Annotated in this window: 13 protein-coding genes; 8 read left to right on the top strand and 5 right to left on the bottom strand. The window is 32.6% G+C overall.

The genetic code is table 11. The features are described from left to right. Positions 1-2,003 precede the first annotated feature (2,003 nt). From B8T70_RS08230 to dinB, 3 genes are all read right to left on the bottom strand, one after another. Positions 2,004-2,330: a hypothetical protein gene (locus B8T70_RS08230; RefSeq protein ID WP_039115026.1), complete on the bottom strand. Its 327-nt coding sequence runs from the start codon at positions 2,328-2,330 to the stop codon at positions 2,004-2,006. Between the two features lie 438 nt (positions 2,331-2,768). Continuing rightward, positions 2,769-5,822, bottom strand: a complete 3,054-nt coding sequence (locus B8T70_RS08235; RefSeq protein WP_039115024.1) for a DNA polymerase III subunit alpha — start codon at positions 5,820-5,822, stop codon at positions 2,769-2,771. A gap of 50 nt (positions 5,823-5,872) precedes the next feature. Continuing rightward, a complete protein-coding gene (gene dinB, locus B8T70_RS08240; RefSeq protein WP_086894561.1) occupies positions 5,873-7,054 on the bottom strand; it encodes a DNA polymerase IV in 1,182 nt (393 codons plus the stop codon). Positions 7,055-7,142: 88 nt separating this feature from the next. Here dinB and B8T70_RS08245 point away from each other — a divergent pair, with 88 nt between their 5' ends. Further along, on the top strand, positions 7,143-7,907 hold the full coding sequence (locus B8T70_RS08245) for a helix-turn-helix domain-containing protein (RefSeq protein WP_039115023.1): 765 nt from the start codon (positions 7,143-7,145) through the stop codon (positions 7,905-7,907). Between the two features lie 14 nt (positions 7,908-7,921). Here B8T70_RS08245 and B8T70_RS08250 read toward each other — a convergent pair whose 3' ends face one another. Both B8T70_RS08250 and mobC read right to left on the bottom strand, forming a co-directional pair. Continuing rightward, positions 7,922-8,941 carry a YhcG family protein gene (locus tag B8T70_RS08250; RefSeq protein ID WP_039115022.1) on the bottom strand — a complete coding sequence of 340 codons (1,020 nt, stop codon included), beginning with the start codon at positions 8,939-8,941 and terminating at the stop codon, positions 7,922-7,924. A 297-nt stretch (positions 8,942-9,238) separates the two neighbouring features. Then, a complete protein-coding gene (mobC, locus tag B8T70_RS08255) occupies positions 9,239-11,230 on the bottom strand; it encodes a conjugal transfer protein MobC (RefSeq protein WP_039115170.1) in 1,992 nt (663 codons plus the stop codon). A gap of 797 nt (positions 11,231-12,027) precedes the next feature. On the opposite strand from mobC, the gene B8T70_RS08260 reads away from it, so the two are divergent. The 7 genes from B8T70_RS08260 to B8T70_RS08290 all read left to right on the top strand — a co-directional run. Beyond that, positions 12,028-13,053: a serine aminopeptidase domain-containing protein gene (locus B8T70_RS08260; protein WP_039115021.1), complete on the top strand. Its 1,026-nt coding sequence runs from the start codon at positions 12,028-12,030 to the stop codon at positions 13,051-13,053. Positions 13,054-13,066: 13 nt separating this feature from the next. Then, positions 13,067-15,247: a lantibiotic dehydratase family protein gene (locus B8T70_RS08265; RefSeq protein WP_039115020.1), complete on the top strand. Its 2,181-nt coding sequence runs from the start codon at positions 13,067-13,069 to the stop codon at positions 15,245-15,247. Between the two features lie 15 nt (positions 15,248-15,262). Next, a complete protein-coding gene (locus tag B8T70_RS08270; RefSeq protein ID WP_039115019.1) occupies positions 15,263-16,141 on the top strand; it encodes a thiopeptide-type bacteriocin biosynthesis protein in 879 nt (292 codons plus the stop codon). A 54-nt stretch (positions 16,142-16,195) separates the two neighbouring features. Then, positions 16,196-16,384 carry a class I lanthipeptide gene (locus B8T70_RS24335; protein WP_039115017.1) on the top strand — a complete coding sequence of 63 codons (189 nt, stop codon included), beginning with the start codon at positions 16,196-16,198 and terminating at the stop codon, positions 16,382-16,384. Positions 16,385-16,456: 72 nt separating this feature from the next. Then, entirely contained in the window at positions 16,457-17,653 is a 1,197-nt protein-coding gene (locus B8T70_RS08280) for a lanthionine synthetase LanC family protein (protein WP_039115016.1), read from the top strand. Positions 17,654-17,800: 147 nt separating this feature from the next. Continuing rightward, positions 17,801-19,312 carry a vitamin K epoxide reductase family protein gene (locus B8T70_RS08285; protein ID WP_165763198.1) on the top strand — a complete coding sequence of 504 codons (1,512 nt, stop codon included), beginning with the start codon at positions 17,801-17,803 and terminating at the stop codon, positions 19,310-19,312. A 40-nt stretch (positions 19,313-19,352) separates the two neighbouring features. Then, positions 19,353-20,026, top strand: a 674-nt coding sequence (locus B8T70_RS08290) for a cysteine peptidase family C39 domain-containing protein (RefSeq protein ID WP_242667442.1), incomplete at its 3' end; no start/stop codon positions are given.

Below are 20,026 nucleotides of genomic sequence, written 5' to 3' on the forward strand. Positions count from 1 at the left end.
ATTCTGACTGTATCTGGTTATTATTGGGAGCGTTACGCTTAACATGGTAATAAAAATCCTTAAGATGCCACCAGGCGGGACACATCTCCAGAGGACCATTAAAATTATGTATTCCTATATAACAACTACTTAAGAAAAGCTGTGTATCAAAAATTTTAGCCCATGGTTTCCATTGTACTTCCTGGGGCGGAGGTGTACTTTCAAAATAGCGTTTTATTTCTTCATGATTCATAAGGCAAAAATAAGCAAAATACCAATGTATGTCAAGGCTGGATCTACTTTGTAACCATATAAATTCAATAATTTTCTGTTCTATTTTTTGAAAATAAAAAATTTACAATACTACTAGAAAAAATGGAATTATTAGATACTACAGGTGATCTAAAAGAAGTCTTGGTTCTACAACTGAAGGGCTGACTCATTAAAAATCATCCCGATAAGATAAGTTAATCGACTAACTGATCTTATTATTACACTATTTAGTCTTTAAATAAGTTTTCGTTGTACTAGTATTATGGTAGTAGTTGAATTACTACTAGATTACTTCATATCTATCAAAAGACAAGTAAGTATTTCGATATGTTATTGTTCTTGAATAGGTTAGGGTAAAAATAAAATAAGTTATCCTATAAAATAGCATATTTTTTTTTAAGATATTTATTACTTAGTTCCTCTATTGTAATCATTTATTGTGTACCTTAGTGATATATATTAATTATACTATTTCATGAGGCTTCTAGTAGGGTTATTTGATGGGTTTGGGGGAATAAAACACATCAAATTTTCATGAACTATTATTTTTTTTTAAAGATGCCTTACCACGACGGCATCTTTTTTTTTTGCTAAAAATACTAGATTACCCCATAGCTATCAAAAGATAAGCTACCGATTTTGTAAATACCTGTATATAAAATCATTATAAAAACTATAGAATAAGGAGTTCAAAAAAAAGCACCTTTTTTTTGCGATATTTATTGCTTAATTTTTCTATTGTAATCATTTTTAGTGTACCTTAGTGTTATACACTTGTTACATCAATTGTATTATTTCATGAGGTTTCTAGTAGGTCTATTTGATGGGTTTGGGGTATAAATGCATCAAATTCTCATGAAATATTATTTTCTTTAAAAAGATGCCTTAATTTGGAGGCATCTTTTTTTTACCAAATAGACAACATTGGCATCTACGGCAAGGGCAATCTAACTTTCGAAAAAGAATGCTATTAAAATTAGTAAAACGAGAATTTACAAAAACACATAGTAATTGTTTTGATTAAGAAATTCACTTTTAGTATCATTTACATCAAAAAAACAGCTTCTCTTACGCCAAGGAGTATTGCAGGAATTATTTAGGGAAAAAAACTTTCCTTGGATATTTGCTGCATAAGCAGTTATCAATTGCATGAGATCGTGGTTGCTTTTATAGCATACTACATGCACTTTTAGCTCGTCTACCAGGATCAAGGTAACATCAAAAGGGATATAAGCTGATATAGTAAAAATGTCATTTTTTTGTATCAGATCCAACTGTGTTGCTATACAGCGCCATTTTTATCGGTAATAGCGGAGTTTTCCAGGAGGCAACAAAAAATCAATCGCAGATTCAATTTGTTTGTTGTGCTGTAAAACATGGAATAAATTAGCCTGGTTATTACTTTAGAATACTGTTGCATTTTCTGTACTAAAAATGAAGCTGAGGAGTTTGTATTAGATTTTAATTCAGTAAACAATCTTGTGGCACAATTATATCATTAAGTACTTTAAATATATCACTTTAGAGTAATTTAATTACTTGTCAAAACGAAAAAAAGTAAATCAAATTATTTGATATTGTTAGCGAAGTGCGCCTAATGACAAGCTTAGTTTAGTTCTTTCACTGGTCACCCTTGGAGATTTATAGCATTTCCTTTGCCAGTTATGACATTATTTTAATTGCTTTTTTCTCTTTTCTTTTGAAAAGTTTTTATTGACAGCTATAGAATTCATCAAAGATTAGCCAGGTAGCTAGCTATTTGAAAAGGCATTCAATTTTATTTTGTTCTTAAGTCTTAAAAAGTCTTTAGCAAAGTACATGTCGAGAAAGTGTCTGCATTCATCCCAATTAACAAATTTTGTTTGTATTTTTTTATCTTGATTTTCTCCATAAATTAAAAATAGATTTAAGTCTTTATGAATTTCAAGAACATACTTCTTGTCAATATGTCCTACCCAGAAAGCACCTTGTTCTTTGCTTACTTTGCTTATTTCTTCAATTGCAAGATTAGTCTCTCTACTTGTTGCGTTATTAACGGATTTGCCCCAATTTTTCTCTATCCAAAATTTTGTAGACATAATTATAAAGTTTACCTAAAATTATATAAAATATATGGATATCCGTACGTTTAGAGACAATTAAAATTGCGTATACCTAATATAACAGTTATATATTAATAATTTTGGGGGCGTGGTTTGCATTGTATTTTCTAAGGCAGAGGTATGCTTTGAAAAATGCCGTTTAATTTCTTCGTATTTCACCAAGATAAAAGTAAGTAAAATACAACTATTTGTTAAGATTGTTTTCACATTGAAAAAAATAGGCTTTTTAATTGTTTTGGGTATATTTTTTAACTAAACCGGTCTCTTAGGCTACATTGTTTTTCTATAAGACCAGGATTAGGAACGTCAATTTCTCCCCAGTACTAGAAATAAAAATTTCTGTATCGCTGAAGTGATTCATAAAATTCATTTTAATGAGGTAAAAAAAAACAGTTTTAAAAATTTTGAGGATTATCAATTCATTTTCTGTCTTGGAATATTAATTTCATGTTCTGAAGGATAAGGAGCGCGATGTGTCATGCTTACATCTTCTCGTATCTGTTCGTGTACTTTGAATTGTCTGTCATTGGTATTGGAATATCGCGGGTCAGGGATGAATGGCATCTTGGCCATTTTGGTTATGGTAACTGTTGGAAAATGATAATCTACTTCCACGATACCCAAGAGCAGGTAACAACCACCACCCAAAAAAGGATACTGAGCCAGACTATCGGGAAAGTGTACAGTATCGAAATAATCTCCTTTGTTATCTATCCAGGTTCCAAAATACATCGTGCCTCTTTTGGTAGGAACGTGTTTTCGGGAGATCAGATAAGCGAGCATTTTTACTGTTTTTTTATGATGAACAAGTAAATCCTTGACTAGTACAGAACCTCTGTATTGGGTTTGCAATAAATCAAAAGGAGTGCAAGATACGGGGAAACTCAGCAGTTCAATTTCATCAAAGGCATCTTCAAAAGCCGAGCGTTCCAGTACAGGTAATTTATATGTTTTGACAGGTTCCTGCAGTAGCATCAGATTTTTGTTTTCAGGTTTGAAATTCACCAGTATGAGTCGGGCAATTACCAATAATTGATTTTTGGATTGTCCTGTAAATCGGAAGGCGCCGATGAAAATCAAGATTTGGATGCCTTCAATACCAATGGGAATACGATTGATGAAGTTTTCCAATGATAAGAAGTCACCATGGGCTTCGCGCTCTTTAATAATTTGTTGGGCCAGTTTAGTTTCCAATCCCTCAAGATGCATGAAGCCTAAATAGACATCGGTGCCGTATAGTGTGGTTTCGTAATCGCTTTTGTTGACGCACGGATTGTGCAGGGTCGCGCCTGACATCTTCGCTTCATGCACATAGACTTCAGTTCTGTAAAATCCTCCCTGATTGTTAATCACTGCTACCATGAACTCCACAGGATAATGTACTTTGAGATACAAGCTCTGATAGCTCTCTACGGCGTACGAAGCAGAGTGCGCTTTGCAAAAGGAATAGCCTGCAAAGGATTCAATTTGGCGGTATATTTCGTGACTGAGTTGTACGGAATGTCCTTTTTGCAAACAAGAGGCGAAGAAATTATCCTTTACTTTTTGCAAGGCAGCAATAGAACGCCCTTTACCGCTCATAGCACGACGCAGGATATCTCCATCGGCAGCAGGCAATCCACCATAGTGTAAAGCAATTTTAATCACATCTTCCTGATAGACCATAATACCGTAGGTTTCCCCCAGCTGTTCTTTAAAAACGGGATGAAAATATTCGAATTTATCAGGATGGTTGTGGCGGAAAATGTATTCTTTCATCATACCAGACTGTGCCACTCCGGGACGGATAATGGAAGATGCCGCCACGAGTATCTTGTAATTATCACAATTGAGGCGGCGCAGTAGTCCACGCATAGCGGGACTTTCAATATAAAAGCAGCCAATGGTCTTACCGGTAGCTAAATAGGTATTGCATAGAGCCTCGTCTTTAGAAAGCGCCGTATCGCGAATATCTACTGTTATGCCACGGTTTTTTTGGATGAGCTTCACACTGTCATCGATATGACCAATACCACGCTGACTTAGAATATCAAATTTTTCAAAACCAATATCCTCGGCGATGTGCATATCAAAGAGTACAATAGGAAATCCTTTTGGGGGCATTTCCAAAGGCGTATAATTGGTAATGGGCTCTTCGGATATGATAATCCCACAGGAATGCATGCTGCGCTGGTTAGGGTATTTCTCGAGTAACATTCCATACTCCTGAACGTACTTCACGATCGTATTGGTTTCATGCAGTGCCATGGGATTTTTCGCCAGCATATCGAGTTCTTCTTTAGGGAGTCCGAATACTTTACCGACTTCCCGAAATATCGAGCGGTATTTAAATTCTACATTAGTCCCACAAAAGGCAACGTAATCGGCTCCATAGCGTTTGAAAATATATTCGAGTATCGTATTGCGCTCTTTCCACGACCAGTCAATATCAAAATCGGGAGGAGTTTTTCGATTGAGGTTCAAAAAACGTTCGAAATACAAGTCGAGTTCGATAGGGCAGATGTCAGTTATACCCAGACAATAACTTACGATACTATTGGCTCCGCTACCTCTGCCGATATGCAGAAAACCACAACTGTTACTGTACTGGATGATATCCCAGGTGATTAAAAAATACCCGCTGAATTGCAATTCATCGATGACTTTTAGCTCTTTTTCCACACGCGCCTTAGCCACGAGGTTATCAGCTCCATAACGCCACAGCAATCCTTCCAAAGCCAATTGGGTCAATAAGGCGATATCGGTTTCTCTTCCCTGGGTATAAAATTTTTTATTTTTAGGTGTCTTGAAATCAAACTCAAAATTACAGTCTTCAATTATTTTTTGGGTATTGGCTATAATCTGGGAGTAGTCGCCAAATTGGACTAGTAATTGCTCCTCAGCAATCATCACTTCTGAAGTCTTGCAAATATCATCTTCAGTTAGTTTGGATAGAAGCACATTAGTATCAATGGCTCTGAGAATCCGGTGTAAATTGAATTCTCTTTTGGTTCGAAAAGTAACGGGTTGCAGGATGACCATTTTATGCAGCAGTGCTTTCCACTGGGTATGGAAAAGTTTGGGGAGTTGCTCGGAGCGTATGGCTATATATTCATTTTCTTTTAAAACATCAGGTATATTCTCCAGTGGATATAGCACTACTATATCTTCCCAATTCGGAGCAGAAAAAGGCAGCGGAGTCCCATCAAAATTATGCTGGGTAAGAAAACGGTTCATTTGACCGAGCCCTGAACGATTCCTGGCTAATGTGATATAGCGAAGTTGCCCCTCACAACGTAATTCCATGCCCACAATTGGCTTGATGTTAACCTCCTTACAGGCTTTTATAAAATCATAAATTCCTGTTACGGTATTAATATCGGTGAGCGCCATTGCTTTTACATTGCATGCCACAGCCTGCTGTACCAGCTCATTGAGTGGTATGGTTCCGTAGCGCAGGGAATGAAAAGAATGACAATTGAGGTACATCGGATAGTGTATTAAAAAAGTAGTATTTAGAAAAAGTTAGCTTAAGAATTTTATATGTTCCGTTTTAAAATTTCATTTTTTGTATTGGGTTTAAAACTCGCTCCGGCGCAGCGCATGACGGCATCAAAGCCGTAGCGACTTTTCATTTTGTCCATAGCCTGATAGAGTGAGAGCATTTCCTCGGTATCCTCAAAGAGGTTAATCTGATAGGTACCGCGAACGAGTCCACTGAACCGAATTCCAATCAGGCGTAGGCGCATACGACGCTGGTAGAGTTTATCAAAAAGATCAGTTACGTTTTTGGTCAGGGTATGATCAGCCGAGGTATAGGCAATACGGCATTGTTTGGTTTCGGTATCAAAGTTGGCGTAGCGGATTTTGATCACTACAGTAGAGGTTAGCCACTGCTCGGAGCGCAATTGAAAGGCCAATTTTTCAACCATACCAACTAAGATGCGTTTGAGTTTTATGATGTCAATGGTATCCTGGGAGAAAGTATGTTCGGTTGATATGGATTTACGCTCTGTGTAGGGTTCCACCGGATTATTATCGATACCGTTGGCTTTCTTCCAGAGTTCCGTACCATTTTTGCCAATCATTTGCTGTAAGACTTCTGAAGGCATTTCAGAGAGCGTCTGAATGGTTCTGATCCCAATTCGGGAGAGCAGTTGAAAAGTTTTATCTCCCACCATTGGAATTTTCTGAATAGATAATGGATTCAAAAAAGGCTGTACCATATGTTCGGGAATCTCCAGATTCTGCTTTTGTTTTCCTTCTCCAGTACCAATTTTTGAAACTGTTTTGTTCACTGATAAGGCAAAAGTTAGCGGCAATCCTGTTTCTTTGGTAATGGTTTGGGCGAGTTCACTCGTCCACTTGTAGCTCCCATAAAATTTATCCATACCAGTGATATCGAGATAAAATTCATCAATACTTGCTTTTTCTACTATGGGAGCTTTCTCCTGAATTATTTCTGTAATGGTATGTGATAAAGTGGAATATAATTCCATATCGCCTTTCATTACTTTTGCCTGTGGGCAAAGTCGAAGTGCCATCTTAATAGGCATGGCAGATCGCACTCCAAAAGTGCGTGCTTCGTAGGAGCAAGAGGCAACCACGCCACGGTCTCCACCTCCAATAATTAGTGGCACTCCGTTTAACTCTGAATTTGTTAACCTTTCGCAGGATACAAAAAATGTATTCATATCGATATGTACAATTGACCTTCCCATAATCTTCTTCCTTTTATACGGAACAAAATTAGTACAGATTATATCAAAATTATCTATCTTTGTTGTTACAAATTGTAACAAAATCAACATGTCTTTATTTTCCGATAACATCAAAAGTCTTAGAGCAAAAAGGAAGATTTCTCAGGAAAAGGTGGCTGAGAGTCTTTTAATTACACGGGGAAGGTATGCCAAATACGAAGATGGCACCTCAGAAGCACCGTATGAAATTCTAAAGAAAATAGCGCATTATTATCAGATCAGTATCGATCTGTTACTCTCTGTAGATGTTCGAAAAATCCCAATAGATGATTTGCTAAAATTGGAAAACAACAGATTGTTGTTGCCCATTACCGTTGATGCGGCAGGAAATGATTTTGTAGAAATCGTGACCCAAAAAGCAAAAGCGGGTTATCTAAATGGATATGGAGATCCTGAATATATCGAGAGTCTGCAACAAATGGCGTTGCCTTTTTTAGGACCAGGTAAACACAGAGGTTTTCCTGTGGAAGGGGACTCTATGCCACCACATGAAGATGGGTCAATTATCATTGGTCGTTATGTAGAAAGGCTGGGAGAGGTGATGGATGGTAAAACCTATATCCTGATTACTAAAAATGAGGGTATGGTATATAAACGCCTGAATAAAAACAAAAAAAATGCACTGGTTTTAGAATCCGACAATCATTTCTATCCCAATTACGAAGTAAAGGCTTCTGACATTCTGGAAATCTGGGAATATGAGTGCAACATCGGACGTACAGATAAAAAGCAGGAGCTATCCGAAACCCAAAGTATGAAAGAGTTGCTTTTAGAACTCAAAAGAGATGTTCTGGAACTTAAGAATAAGGCATAATTTTTTGATACTTATTATAGCAGCTTTTTCCTTTCTATTCTTTCTTTTGCTTCACTTAAAAGCAGGTGTATTTTTTCTTCAAACTGTTTTTTAGGCGGCAAATCGGTCCAATATTCAGCCACCATAATGCCGTCTTTATGCATTTCAAGTAACTCTATTTGCTCTCTGCTACTTTCGGCACAAAGGATTAAACCTATTGGTGTTTTTTCACCTTCTTGTTTTTCGTACTTATCTAACCATTTAAGGTATAACTCCATTTGTCCTTTGTGCTTGGCTTGAAACCGCCCTAATTTTAATTCTATTGCTACTAATCGCTTTAATTTTCGATGATAAAAAAGCAAATCTAAATTAAAATCCTCACCATCTATAATCATTCTTTTTTGACGTTCTACAAATGTAAATCCTTTGCCAAGTTCGAGAATGAATTTTTCTAAATCGTATAAGATTGCTTGCTCTAAATCCTTTTCCAAATAGGCATTCCCTAAATTAAGAAAATCCAATAAATAAGGATCTTTGAAGGTGCTTGGTAAGTTGCTTTCTATTTGAACTGTCTGTGTATTTGCTATTGCAGTACGCTCAAAAGTTTTAGCAGCAATTTGTTTTCGCAAATCTCTAATACTCATTAACTGATCGATTACTTGATGCGCATAGAATAATTTGGCTTCTGTTTTCTTCAGAGGTAATAACTCTATAAAATGAGACCAGCTCAATTGTTGTGATAATGTTGCTACAATTTGCTTGTCTTTAAATTGCTCTGCGAAACGCAGCATTCGTCTTACGTTTTTTTCGGTAAAATTTCTACCATACTTATTTTCCAATTGTGCCGACACTGTCGGCACAATTTGTTTTCCATATTCAGCACGCTTATTCTGTAGTATGGTTTCATTTATACGAAATCCAATTTGCCAAAAAAGTAAAGTTAAAACACTATTGTTTTGCATAATTACTTGCCGCTGACTATGTTCAACAAGTTGAGATAACTCATGGAATAAATCTGCTTCAATAGCAATTATATTTTTTGTTTCTTCGGTCATATTAGTTTGTTTCGTGTATATTAGTTAAAAACTATTATACTGCTTTGACTTGAGTTTAGATTATGCAATATAAAATAGTAATTTTATGCCAGATTATCATACTATACAAACATAGTGAAAATAGCGAAATGGTAAAAGAGAAGGATGAACAAGGAAATTTTACTATGCAAGAATAGCCATAATAAAGCAATAGTATATGCATCGAGTTGAAATCTTTCCCATGCTAGTACTAACTTTTGATTTGTACTGTCCATAAATTGTTTTTGCATTATTATTTCTATTTTCAAGTTTGCTCAATTATTTCTTGTTTTTCTTTATAACCAGATGAACGAGTTTTGGGTCATGGAACAATCGATCCATTTCAGAGTGAATTATATCCTCTATGTCTTGTTTTATTTGTAAGTAATTGCGTTTGACCATAGTGCTATCGATTTTGCGAATAATGGGAATATCTTGATAACCATCCTCTTCTTTTTTGAGTGCCTGGTGATCGTTTATAATCTCAGAATGGAATATTTTTAACTTGATTTTACAATCTGGATCATCGGCTACCATTCCCACAAATTCACCTGAACTTAAAGATGAAATTTTAGAGACAGGGATAGCTGATTCCAATTGTTTGGAACGGCTAATCGATGTATCACCGCTATTGATGGAGAGGCTTTCTCTATCCTGCATAATCTTTCCGAAACGTTCGGATAATTGTTTGGCAGTATCCCCAGTAACCTGTCCGCTGACGATGTTTCCTGTAATATTCATAATCACATCTGCCTGTTCTCGCCCATAGTCCTTGCGCAATTGACTAAAGTCCTGAATGCCCAAACAAGTTGCTACTTTATTGCTTCTGGCAGTAGCGATTAAACTATCCATATTGTTGAGGTAGATTGTAGGGAATTCATCAAATATCAGACTACTTTTCTGTTTTCCTTTTTGATTGACAAGCTTCACCAATCGGTTTACATATAGTGATAATACTGCTCCGTAAATCTGTATTTTTTGCGGGTTGTTTCCCATGCAGACAATCTTAGGTTCATCGGGATTATTGATGTCCAAAGTGAAATCATTACCTGATAAAACATAGTATAATTGAGGAGAAGAGAGTTTAGCCATTGCTATTTTCGCTGAAGCAATCTGACCTTCGAGTTGCTCCATAACATCATTTTGGTAAGCATTAACAAAAGGATTAATGAGTACTTCAATTTCTTTTTCAGTTCTAAGCAAGGTAAAGAGGCTATCATAATCTACCTGCATGAGTTCTATCACATGGGGAAGTGTACAGAATTCACCGTCCTTGTATTGTCGCAAATACCATATTATGGCTGAGAGAAAATTAATAGGGGACTCTACAAAAAAGTCTCCCTGACGCTTGATCCATTCCCTGTTTAATCCTAGTAAGATAGTACGTGCAGATTCGGAAGCATCGGTGATGTCATGCATAGCAGAAGGTTCCAATGGATTACATCTATTGGAACGAGTCAGATCATCAAAATTAATAACATAAAATTGAGGTGATTTTGGATAAAGGTGTCTGTATGTAAGCCAGGCATTATAGGCTATTCGGGTAAGGTCATCAAATTTGAAATCATAGACAAACATGGTGAACTTTTTACAGATGTGCTGAGTCAGTACATGACGTATAATAAAATAGGATTTTCCAGAACCAGGAGTACCAGCAACTACCAATCCGCGAAAAGGATTGATGATGTTTATCCAACTGTTCCTGAGCTTATCCTTTAAATGGTATCGAGCTGGCAGGTTGATAGAATATTCATTTTCTAAGCGTCTTTCTTCTTGTGGAAAGGTCTCATTTTCGGTATTAAAAATATCCTTATCATTGAGTCTGTTTTTTATAATACGCGATAATAGTGTACCTCCCGAAAGCATCAGCAGAAAACCGCTGGAGGCAATGGTAATATAGGTTATTGCCGCTAGGGCTATTTCTATTTTCAGGTATAAGGAAAGATGACTTATAAAGTAAATTAGGGCACCGGTAATTATATAAATAAAAGCGGTTTTGTAATTTAGTTTTTCATTTTTTCGCCCTTTAGCACCAACTAAAGAAATTATCAGAAAACAAAGCGCAAAGAGTTTGGATTTGTAAAAATTACTGAACAATCCAGTATTATGAATATTGCTCATAATGGTATCACTGAATCCACTAACGAGGTGCCACTGACGAAAAGCTCCATAACAGTAATAATAAAAATGAATGCCTAAAATCGTAATACTGATTAGTCTTGTCATGTCCAAGATTTTTCTCAGTGCCTGTTCGTTTTCTCCCGTTTGCATTGCCATAATTTTTGGTGTGTTATTTGTCTAACTTAGAGAAGCAGACTACAAATCCAAATCTCTTTGAATTGTAATACTGAAGCAGTATAAAACTAGAAACAGGGTTCGAGTTCTGTTGGAGACTTTCTTTTCATTTATTTTGTCATTTCCAGATCTACACCTCTTTCTTTAAGTAGAAAAGGAATGGTGATGAGGTATTTTACAAAGGTACTATGTATTTAGATTATTATGATGGTCATAATATGTCCATCATAATAGGTATTATTTGTATTTCAGCAAAATATTATATTGAATATTGAAATTAAAATCTTATACGCACAGAGAAATGTCTTTTATGCACTGATTCCTAACAAGGCAATGGCTATATCTCTTGTTGTGTTTAGTATCAATGGTTTACTTAGTTTTATAATATATACAAAAAGGGAAACAAGGTCTGATAGTGTTCCCATCAATCTTTATCTTGTTTGATAGTAGCTATTGTATCATTTTTGTGAAGAGTTAAATTTTATGCTTGGTGCGATAGAATTTTTATTTAAGATTATACAATTTAGGATAATATTTTATTATTTGATGATAATATAATATTTCTAAGATCTTATGAAATATTCTTTTTTTGCTTAAAAATTAATATGAATAATCACATATTTAAAAGCACTTCAAATATGCCTTAGATAATCAAAGTTTGAAGTAGATATTGCAAAATAGATTTATTTCATCATTTTACTGTCTTTAAAAAAGTACTCATATTCTCAGTTTATTTTGAAACCTATATTAATGACTAAAACGCGGATTATTTCATGAAAATACAAACTTTAATGGTATTAATATTTCTTTACACATCGGGATATTCACAAGATATTTTTGAGTACGAGAAAAAAATAGCAGATATAGAAAAATACGATTCTACTGAAATTGAGATTCAACAGACAGACGAAAAAATAAAACTTTATGGAACTTTAATTTGTCCTAAAACAGCGTTTAATAAGGTAGTAGTTATCATACCTGGTTCAGGTAAAGATACTAGAAACAGTCATTATGTTTTAGCAGAGGAATTGTTAAAGAATAATATTGCTGTTTTTAGATATGACGAAAGAGGGGTTGGAAAATCTGAGGGTAAATATAATACAGTTTCTTATTGTATATCAGATAAGATAAATGATGTTTTTTTTGCAATGAATTGTATCAGAGAGATATCATCTTTAAAGGATAAAAAAATTGGTGTAATTGCGCATAGTGAAGGAGGTTTAGCAAGTATTGGGGCAATAGAAAAAGGAATGGATGTTGATTTTTTAATCCAATGGGCAACTCCTGTTGAGAAGCATGGTGCCTTTTTAAAATATCAATTGCAAATGGGAACGAATTTACAAGAGAAGAATCTTCAATTTTCTGATTTGGAAACAAAACTCAAGGTCATGGGTTTAATCCATGAAATCGTTAGGGAATATAAAAGTGACACTAATGAATTATTAAGAGAAAAAATCAAGATTTCATTAAGTGAAAAGGGGTATAAGAAAAAACAATTTGAGTGGTATATTTCTTTTCCTGCATCCCTGGATCTGTTAAAAAAGGATTACGAAGAAACTTATAAAAATCTTAAGATAGCTACATTTTATATAATTGGGAGTAACGATAAATCAGTTGATCCAATATCCAATATAAATCTTTTGAAAAGTTTTAACAATCAAAATATTGAAATAAAACTTTTTAATAATCTTAATCACTATTTGACTCAAGAGGAGATAAAAGGAATGAACTTTCATTTATATGAAATAGATAGTTTAGCTCTAGATCAAATCATAATTTGGATTAAAAAGGTTCAGTAATATAGTTATTGTAATGAAAAAACAAATAATCTACAGTCCTTTTAATGAGTTTATATTGAGAACTCCATTATTGACGATGAATGAAGTTGAAACTTTATCAGTTGAAACTTTAAAAGAGTTATTGCAAATTCCATTTATATCTGAAGCTATTTACATCGCATCGCATGAACTTCATAGCGAAATGATAAAATATCTTAATGGAGGCAAAATGGAGAATCCTAAAAGAATTGAAAATGCATTGCTAAAATACATTTCAAGGATGGGATACAGATGTACTCCCTTTGGATTATTTAGTGGCTGTTCTATTGGTTCAATTGGATTGACTAATAAAATAGAGGTCAATGAATATGTCTCTCATGTTAAAAAATCAAGGATAGATATGAATTATTTATGTTCTCTTATTCAGAATATAGAACTTGATTTGGAAATTAGAGAGAATCTCACTTATTATCCAAATACAAGCTTATACAAAATAGGTGCCGAATTAAGATATGTGGAATATACGTATATAAATTCTGAAAGAAAACATTTTACAATCTCAATAGATAATTCAGAGTACATAGATAGAATCATAGCGATAGCTAAAAATGGAGCTACAATTACTTCTCTGGCTCAATCAATTGTCGAAGATGACATCACACTAGAAGTTGGATTAGATTTTATTCATCAATTAATTGATAACCAGGTTTTGGTAAGTTCATTAAATCCAAGTGTTACAGGAATTGATTTTTTTGAAAAGATCACAGCTAATTTTTTCAATCACGCAGATGATGATTGGAGTGAGTGGGCAAAAAAGACTAGAGGTATTTTATTGCAAATCGACAATGGAGGCAACTCATCATTTCTTGATTTATACAAAGAGCTGAATAAGTTATTATTATTAAAAAACAAAAATGCAAATGAAAAATATTTAATACAAAAAGATTTATTGATAAGCTGTAAAGAAAATTCAATTCACCAAAGTATATTAAATTCTGTAAATGAGGGGCTTAAGGTTATTAATAAGCTGACTGATTTTCAAAGAAATGAAAATTTAGAGAATTTTAAAATGGCTTTTCATTCGAGATATGAAACTGAAGAAATCCCACTTAGTATAGCACTTGACACCGAAACAGGGATTGGATATGGAAATAGCATTAATAACAGTGGTGTTGTATCCCCTTTAATAGATGATTTATTTATTAATTATAGTAATCAATTACAAAGTGCAGAATATAAATGGAGTGTAATTGATGAAATTGTTTTTAATAAATATATCAGAGCGATTGAAGACAAAAAGATGCTTATTGAAATAACAGACGAAGATTTAAAAGATTTGAAAGAAGACTGGAGTGACTTACCAAGTACAATATCGGTAATGACTAGCATTTTTTCTATCGAAAATCCAGAAATGCCTTTAGTTTATTTGGATTTTGCCAGTGGTTCTTCTGCTTCAAGATTATTGGGAAGGTTCAGTTACTTAAGTGATACTTTCAAAGGGTATGTAGATAATATAATGGATTCTGAAAATAGAATAAATGAGAATATTGTTTTGGCTGAAATTGTTCATTTACCAGAATCAAGAACAGGAAATATAATTCACAGGTCTTCTGTAAGGGATTATGAAATACCATATTTAGCAAGTAGTACTTTGGATATAGAAAATCAAATATCGGTAAATGATCTATATGTATCAGTGAGGAATAGTAAGGTTATTTTGAAATCAAAGAAATTAAACAAGGAGGTGAAACCAATGCTGTCAAATGCTCATAATTATTCACATAATTCCTTACCTATTTATAATTTTTTGTGTGATATGCAAACACAGGATCAAAGAAAGGCAATTAATTTTAAATGGAGTACAACGATTAAAGATAAAGATTTTCTCCCAAGAGTTGTCTATAAGAATATTATTATCTCATTAGGGGAATGGAAAATACGAAAAGCAGACCTTACTAAAATGAGAACCATCGATTCAGTTAAAGATTACTTCAGATTAAAAAAAATACCAAATAAAGTACTATTAGCAGATGGTGATAACGAATTATTAATCAATTTGGAAAACGACTTATATATTGAAATGTTCATTTCGATAATTAAAAGAAGGGATTCAATAGTTTTAAAAGAATTTCTATTTGACACTAATAACTCTGCTGTTAAAAGAAATAACTATTCGTTTACGAATGAGCTAATTTTTTCCTTTTACAAAAACTAATAAGCGTGCAATATTTTGAAAAATAATATCACAAGAAATTTCATTTTAGGCAGTGAATGGATGTACTACAAGTTTTATTTAGGGGATAAGACCAGTGATACATTTTTGATAAACATCTTAAAACCTTTAATAGAGATTTTCATAGATCGAAATTACATTGACAAATGGTTCTTTATTCGTTATGCTGATCCTGAGCCCCATTTACGCGTGCGCTTTCACATTAAAAACACAAGATATATTACAGAAATTAATGAACTATTATATCATGAATTAAAGTTTCATATGGATACTAAAGCGATTCATAAAGTTCAAATTGACACTTATAAAAGAGAACTTGAACGGTATGGAACTTATACCATCGAAGAATCAGAATCACTTTTTTATTTGAACAGTGATTTTAGTTTGAAGCTTATTGAATATACTGAGGATACTAAAGAGAAATGGCTTCTGGGAATGAAATATATTGATGTCTTTTTAAATGATTGTGGATTTAATTTATCTGAAAAGAGAAGGTTATTTGAATCTCTAAAAAATGGTTTTTCATTAGAATTTGGAGCAAATAAATATACGAATAAACAATTAAATGAAAAGTATAGAGAATCTAGGGCTTTGATAATTTCAACTCTTGAAAATAGCGATGACTACTTTGACATAATTATGGCTCAACATACAGAATTAAGTAGAGATTTTATAAAAAGTATTGTCGATAAAGGAAATTCTGTTGATTCATCATTTAGTTTTAATAATACAATTGATAGTTTTATTCATATGCATTGCAATCGACTTTTTCAAACTAAACAAAGAATACATGAGTGGATTTTATACGATTTCTTGTTTAGGTATTATGATGGAAAATTAGCTAGGAATAAGTTTGATATAAACAAAAAAGCATAGGAGTAAGCCGAAAATCCTGACTTAGAGTAGGCAATTATTTTAATACATTTTATAATGAAAAAATTAAATTTAAACAAGAAAACTATTTCTGCGTTAAACCAAGCAGAAATGAAAAAAATTAATGGTGGTGGACCAGAGGGATTCTGTCTTGCAAGTTGTGCAAGAGGTTCTGCTAGAGGTAAAGATTGTTGCGATTCAGGAAGAATTGACATATCAGCAGGAACTGTTGGAGGTAACTGCTAATTTGTAGTTTTCGTTTAATATACAAATGGTTGTTAATGTAAAAGTTAACAACCATTTATACAAAGGAATAAAATGAAAAACATCGAGATTATTCTTTCCCAAATTGAAGAAGTGCTTTATAATAAAGCTGTAAAAATGCAAAATCCTGTCATTGAACAAGACTTGGGAGCTCTCTTGTTTTTTGCAACTTATTACAACTATTCTGGAGAAAATATTTATAAACAAAAATCACTTATATTATTAGATAAACTCTTCGAGGTTTTTTCTGATTTCGAATTGCCTACTGGTCTTTTGGAAGGTTTTGATGGAATTGGCTGGGTAATACATTATTTGAAAAAATGCAATATCATTGAAAGTGAAGAGCTTATTGACGATTTAGATTCTTACTTAATTCAGTCTATAAGATTAAATATTACCAATAATAATTATGATTTACTTTATGGAAGTATTGGAAAAATACAATATTTAATAAACTCAGATAGATGTAAAGAACTATTTGTAGTAGAGTTAGTAAATGGAATAGTTGAAAAACTATATGAGACAAAAGTTGAGATTAATGGCTTAATTTACTGGCATGAATTAGATAGTGAAAAAGTAAATCTAGGACTGGCTCATGGATTGCCAAGTATACTACTTTTTTTACTTCGCCTCAAAGAATTGGGGTATCAAAATCCCCTAATTATAAAAATGATTAATGGAATTTTAAGAAGCTTCAAAAAATTTAAGAATAAAGTGCCAAACATGTCATCTTATGGTGTATGCTATCCAATATCCAAAAAATTAAATTCGCATTCTAGATTAGCATGGTGTTACGGTGATTTAGGTATTGCATATGCTTTGATGTATACAAGTAAAGTGCTAAAAAGCAAAAAAGTCGAAGAGGAATCAAAGGAAATGATTAATCTAATTTTAAATAGAGGAATTAGCGATTCAGGATTAGTTCATTTTAATGACTATTCTTTTTTTGATACTGGCTTTTGTCATGGTATCTCAGGTATTTCTTATTTTCTCTACAAGTTTAATGAATTACTTCCGAGCCAGAGTATTGAAGATAGTTTAGTCTATTGGGAAATGGAATTACTAAAAAATATTGATACACAATTAAGCATTAACACTCCAATTTATTACCCTAAATTTCGTCAGGATTTAGATAAAACCTATACAATTGATAAGGAAAATCTTTTAAATGGAATCTGCGGTGTTGGATTAGTATTACTATCCTTAAAATATAAAAGAGCAGACTGGAGCGATATATTCTTGTTATATTAATACAGATGGAAATAAACTCATATAAAAGGATTAAAACAATTGGATAGTAATATGAATAATGAGATTAGCAACTTTTTGTATTTGACTAAGACCTATTTAGAGAATGCTAACATCTATATTGATGAAGATTATTTAGAGATAAATCTTTTGAGTAATTCTAATTTTCCTGGGATTGTTTCAATTATTCAAATTTTAGATTTGCTAAAAATTAGAAGCTCAATTTATGAGATTGAAAAAAATAAAATAGGACTAGACGAATTACCCGATACTTTTCTAACTATGGTTGTGGATTTGCAAAACAAAAATACATTGGTTATAGCAAAGAATAAATCAGATAGTATTGAAATTAGGTTCAGCAAAAGCGTAAGTAGAACTGTCAGTTATCAAGAGTTTTTTGATCATTGGTGCTCTTTGGTTATTTTGATTGATGATAAAGAATCTTACCTGCCATTTCTTTATAATAAGGTCGTTTTTAGTTTTAAAGCATTCATGTATTATTCATTTTTTATTTTTTTGGTTTATTTTTTCATAAAACTTAATCCTTCATTATATTGTTTTTATCATTTTATCCTCAGCCTTTTTGGTTTATTTATAAGTTATCTTATTTATTCAAGTGAAGTAGGATATAAATTTCACATCATAAATAAAATTTGTACACCATTTAAAAAAAGTAATTGCGAGGAAGTTGTAAATTCTAAAGGAGGAGTAATTTTTAAAAAAATTAAACTAAGTGATCTTAGTTTAGTCTACTTTTTCTCTTTGGCAATAACTACATGTATGATGAAATATTTCGATATTAACAGTAGTGGGCTGCTAACTATATTAAATATTTTAACAATACCTCTAATTTTTTATTCCTTGTTTTATCAATTAAGGGTGCTTAAAAAATGGTGTCCTTTATGCATGATAATTATTACAATATTATTAATTCAAATAGTTATAACGAATGGGGATGTATCAAATAGAGCATTACAATTTAATATTGAATCTATTTATACATTTCTAGTTATGTCTTTATTTTCATGCATCGGTTTTAACTATTACAAAAAACAAGTTTATTTAAGACAAGAGTTAAAAGACATCAAAATTAAGCACAATAAATTTAAACAAAATTTTAGTTTATTTCATTCGGCGTTAAGCAGTAGTAAAGTTTTAACCTTATTTGATTCTGAAATTGAAGAGATAGTCGTTGGTAACAAAGATTCTAAATTAAATATTACAATAGTAATAAATCCTTTATGTGATGAATGTGGAAAAACACATCTTATTTTAAATGAAATTATTCAAAAACATTACGATGAAATCACTTTAACAATACGGTTCTACCTTTTTTATGATGATGTAAATGATGTTGAATTCTTAATCTCTAATTATCTTCTCAACATTTACAAATTAAAAGGGGAGAACGTTTTTCTAGAAAAAATGAATGGTATGTTTGAATGTAATGATAAAGATAAATGGATTTCAGAAGAAACCAAAGATACCCTATTAGAGAAATCGGAAGGTTTTATAATTGAAAAAGAATGGTGTAATCAAAATGAAATTAATTTCACGCCTGCCATAGTCATTAACAATCATTTATTCCCGTCAGATTTATATGAAATCGCAGATTTGGATTTCTTTATTGAAGATTTAATTGATTTAAATCAAACGCAGTGATATTAATAATTCTCAAAACCGTACTCAAAAAAAATAATAAATGACTGATTTTCCGTTTTACAAGCAAGTTGATATAAAAGATTGTGGGCCAACTTGTTTAAAAATAATTTCTAAGTTCTGCGGAAAAAATATAGATATACAATTACTAAGGGATAAAGCTGAAACTACTCGAGTTGGGAGCAATTTATTAAAATTAAGCGATGCTGCCGAAAATATTGGCTTTAGAACTTTAGGAGTAAAACTTTCCATTATATCAATGCAAGAAATTAGTTTGCCTTGTATTCTGCATTGGAATAAAAATCACTATGTTGTGCTTTATAAAATTAAGAGAGGGGTTTATTATATTTCTGATCCAGCCTTTGGATTGATAGAATATAACCAGAAAGATTTTATTAAGTTTTGGATAGGTAATAATGCTGATGATTCTACTCAGGAAGGGATTGCATTATTATTAGAAGCCACTCCGAGATTCTTTCAATCAGAATTTGATAAAGAAGATAAAAAGGGTTTAGGATTTGGACTATTATCGCAATATGTCTTGCGATATAAATCATTCCTAATCCAGTTAAGTATAAGTTTATTAGCTAGTAGTTTATTACAGCTAATTTTTCCATTTCTTACCCAGAGTATTGTCGATGTAGGGATACAAAATCAAAACATTCATTTTATTTATTTAATTCTGTTTGCGCAATTATTTCTTTTTGCAGGAAGAAC

The sequence above is a fragment of the Flavobacterium sp. AJR genome (assembly GCF_002156885.1).
Lineage (GTDB): Bacteria > Bacteroidota > Bacteroidia > Flavobacteriales > Flavobacteriaceae > Flavobacterium.

What these genes read in the sequence shown, in the direction of transcription:
- B8T70_RS08230 (WP_039115026.1), bottom strand. Translation starts at nt 2,330, where the DNA reads ATGTCTACAAAATTTTGGATAGAGAAAAATTGGGGCAAATCCGTTAAT.
- B8T70_RS08235 (WP_039115024.1), bottom strand. Translation starts at nt 5,822, where the DNA reads ATGTACCTCAATTGTCATTCTTTTCATTCCCTGCGCTACGGAACCATA.
- dinB (WP_086894561.1), bottom strand. Translation starts at nt 7,054, where the DNA reads ATGGGAAGGTCAATTGTACATATCGATATGAATACATTTTTTGTATCC.
- B8T70_RS08245 (WP_039115023.1), top strand. Translation starts at nt 7,143, where the DNA reads ATGTCTTTATTTTCCGATAACATCAAAAGTCTTAGAGCAAAAAGGAAG.
- B8T70_RS08250 (WP_039115022.1), bottom strand. Translation starts at nt 8,941, where the DNA reads ATGACCGAAGAAACAAAAAATATAATTGCTATTGAAGCAGATTTATTC.
- mobC (WP_039115170.1), bottom strand. Translation starts at nt 11,230, where the DNA reads ATGCAAACGGGAGAAAACGAACAGGCACTGAGAAAAATCTTGGACATG.
- B8T70_RS08260 (WP_039115021.1), top strand. Translation starts at nt 12,028, where the DNA reads ATGAAAATACAAACTTTAATGGTATTAATATTTCTTTACACATCGGGA.
- B8T70_RS08265 (WP_039115020.1), top strand. Translation starts at nt 13,067, where the DNA reads ATGAAAAAACAAATAATCTACAGTCCTTTTAATGAGTTTATATTGAGA.
- B8T70_RS24335 (WP_039115017.1), top strand. Translation starts at nt 16,196, where the DNA reads ATGAAAAAATTAAATTTAAACAAGAAAACTATTTCTGCGTTAAACCAA.
- B8T70_RS08280 (WP_039115016.1), top strand. Translation starts at nt 16,457, where the DNA reads ATGAAAAACATCGAGATTATTCTTTCCCAAATTGAAGAAGTGCTTTAT.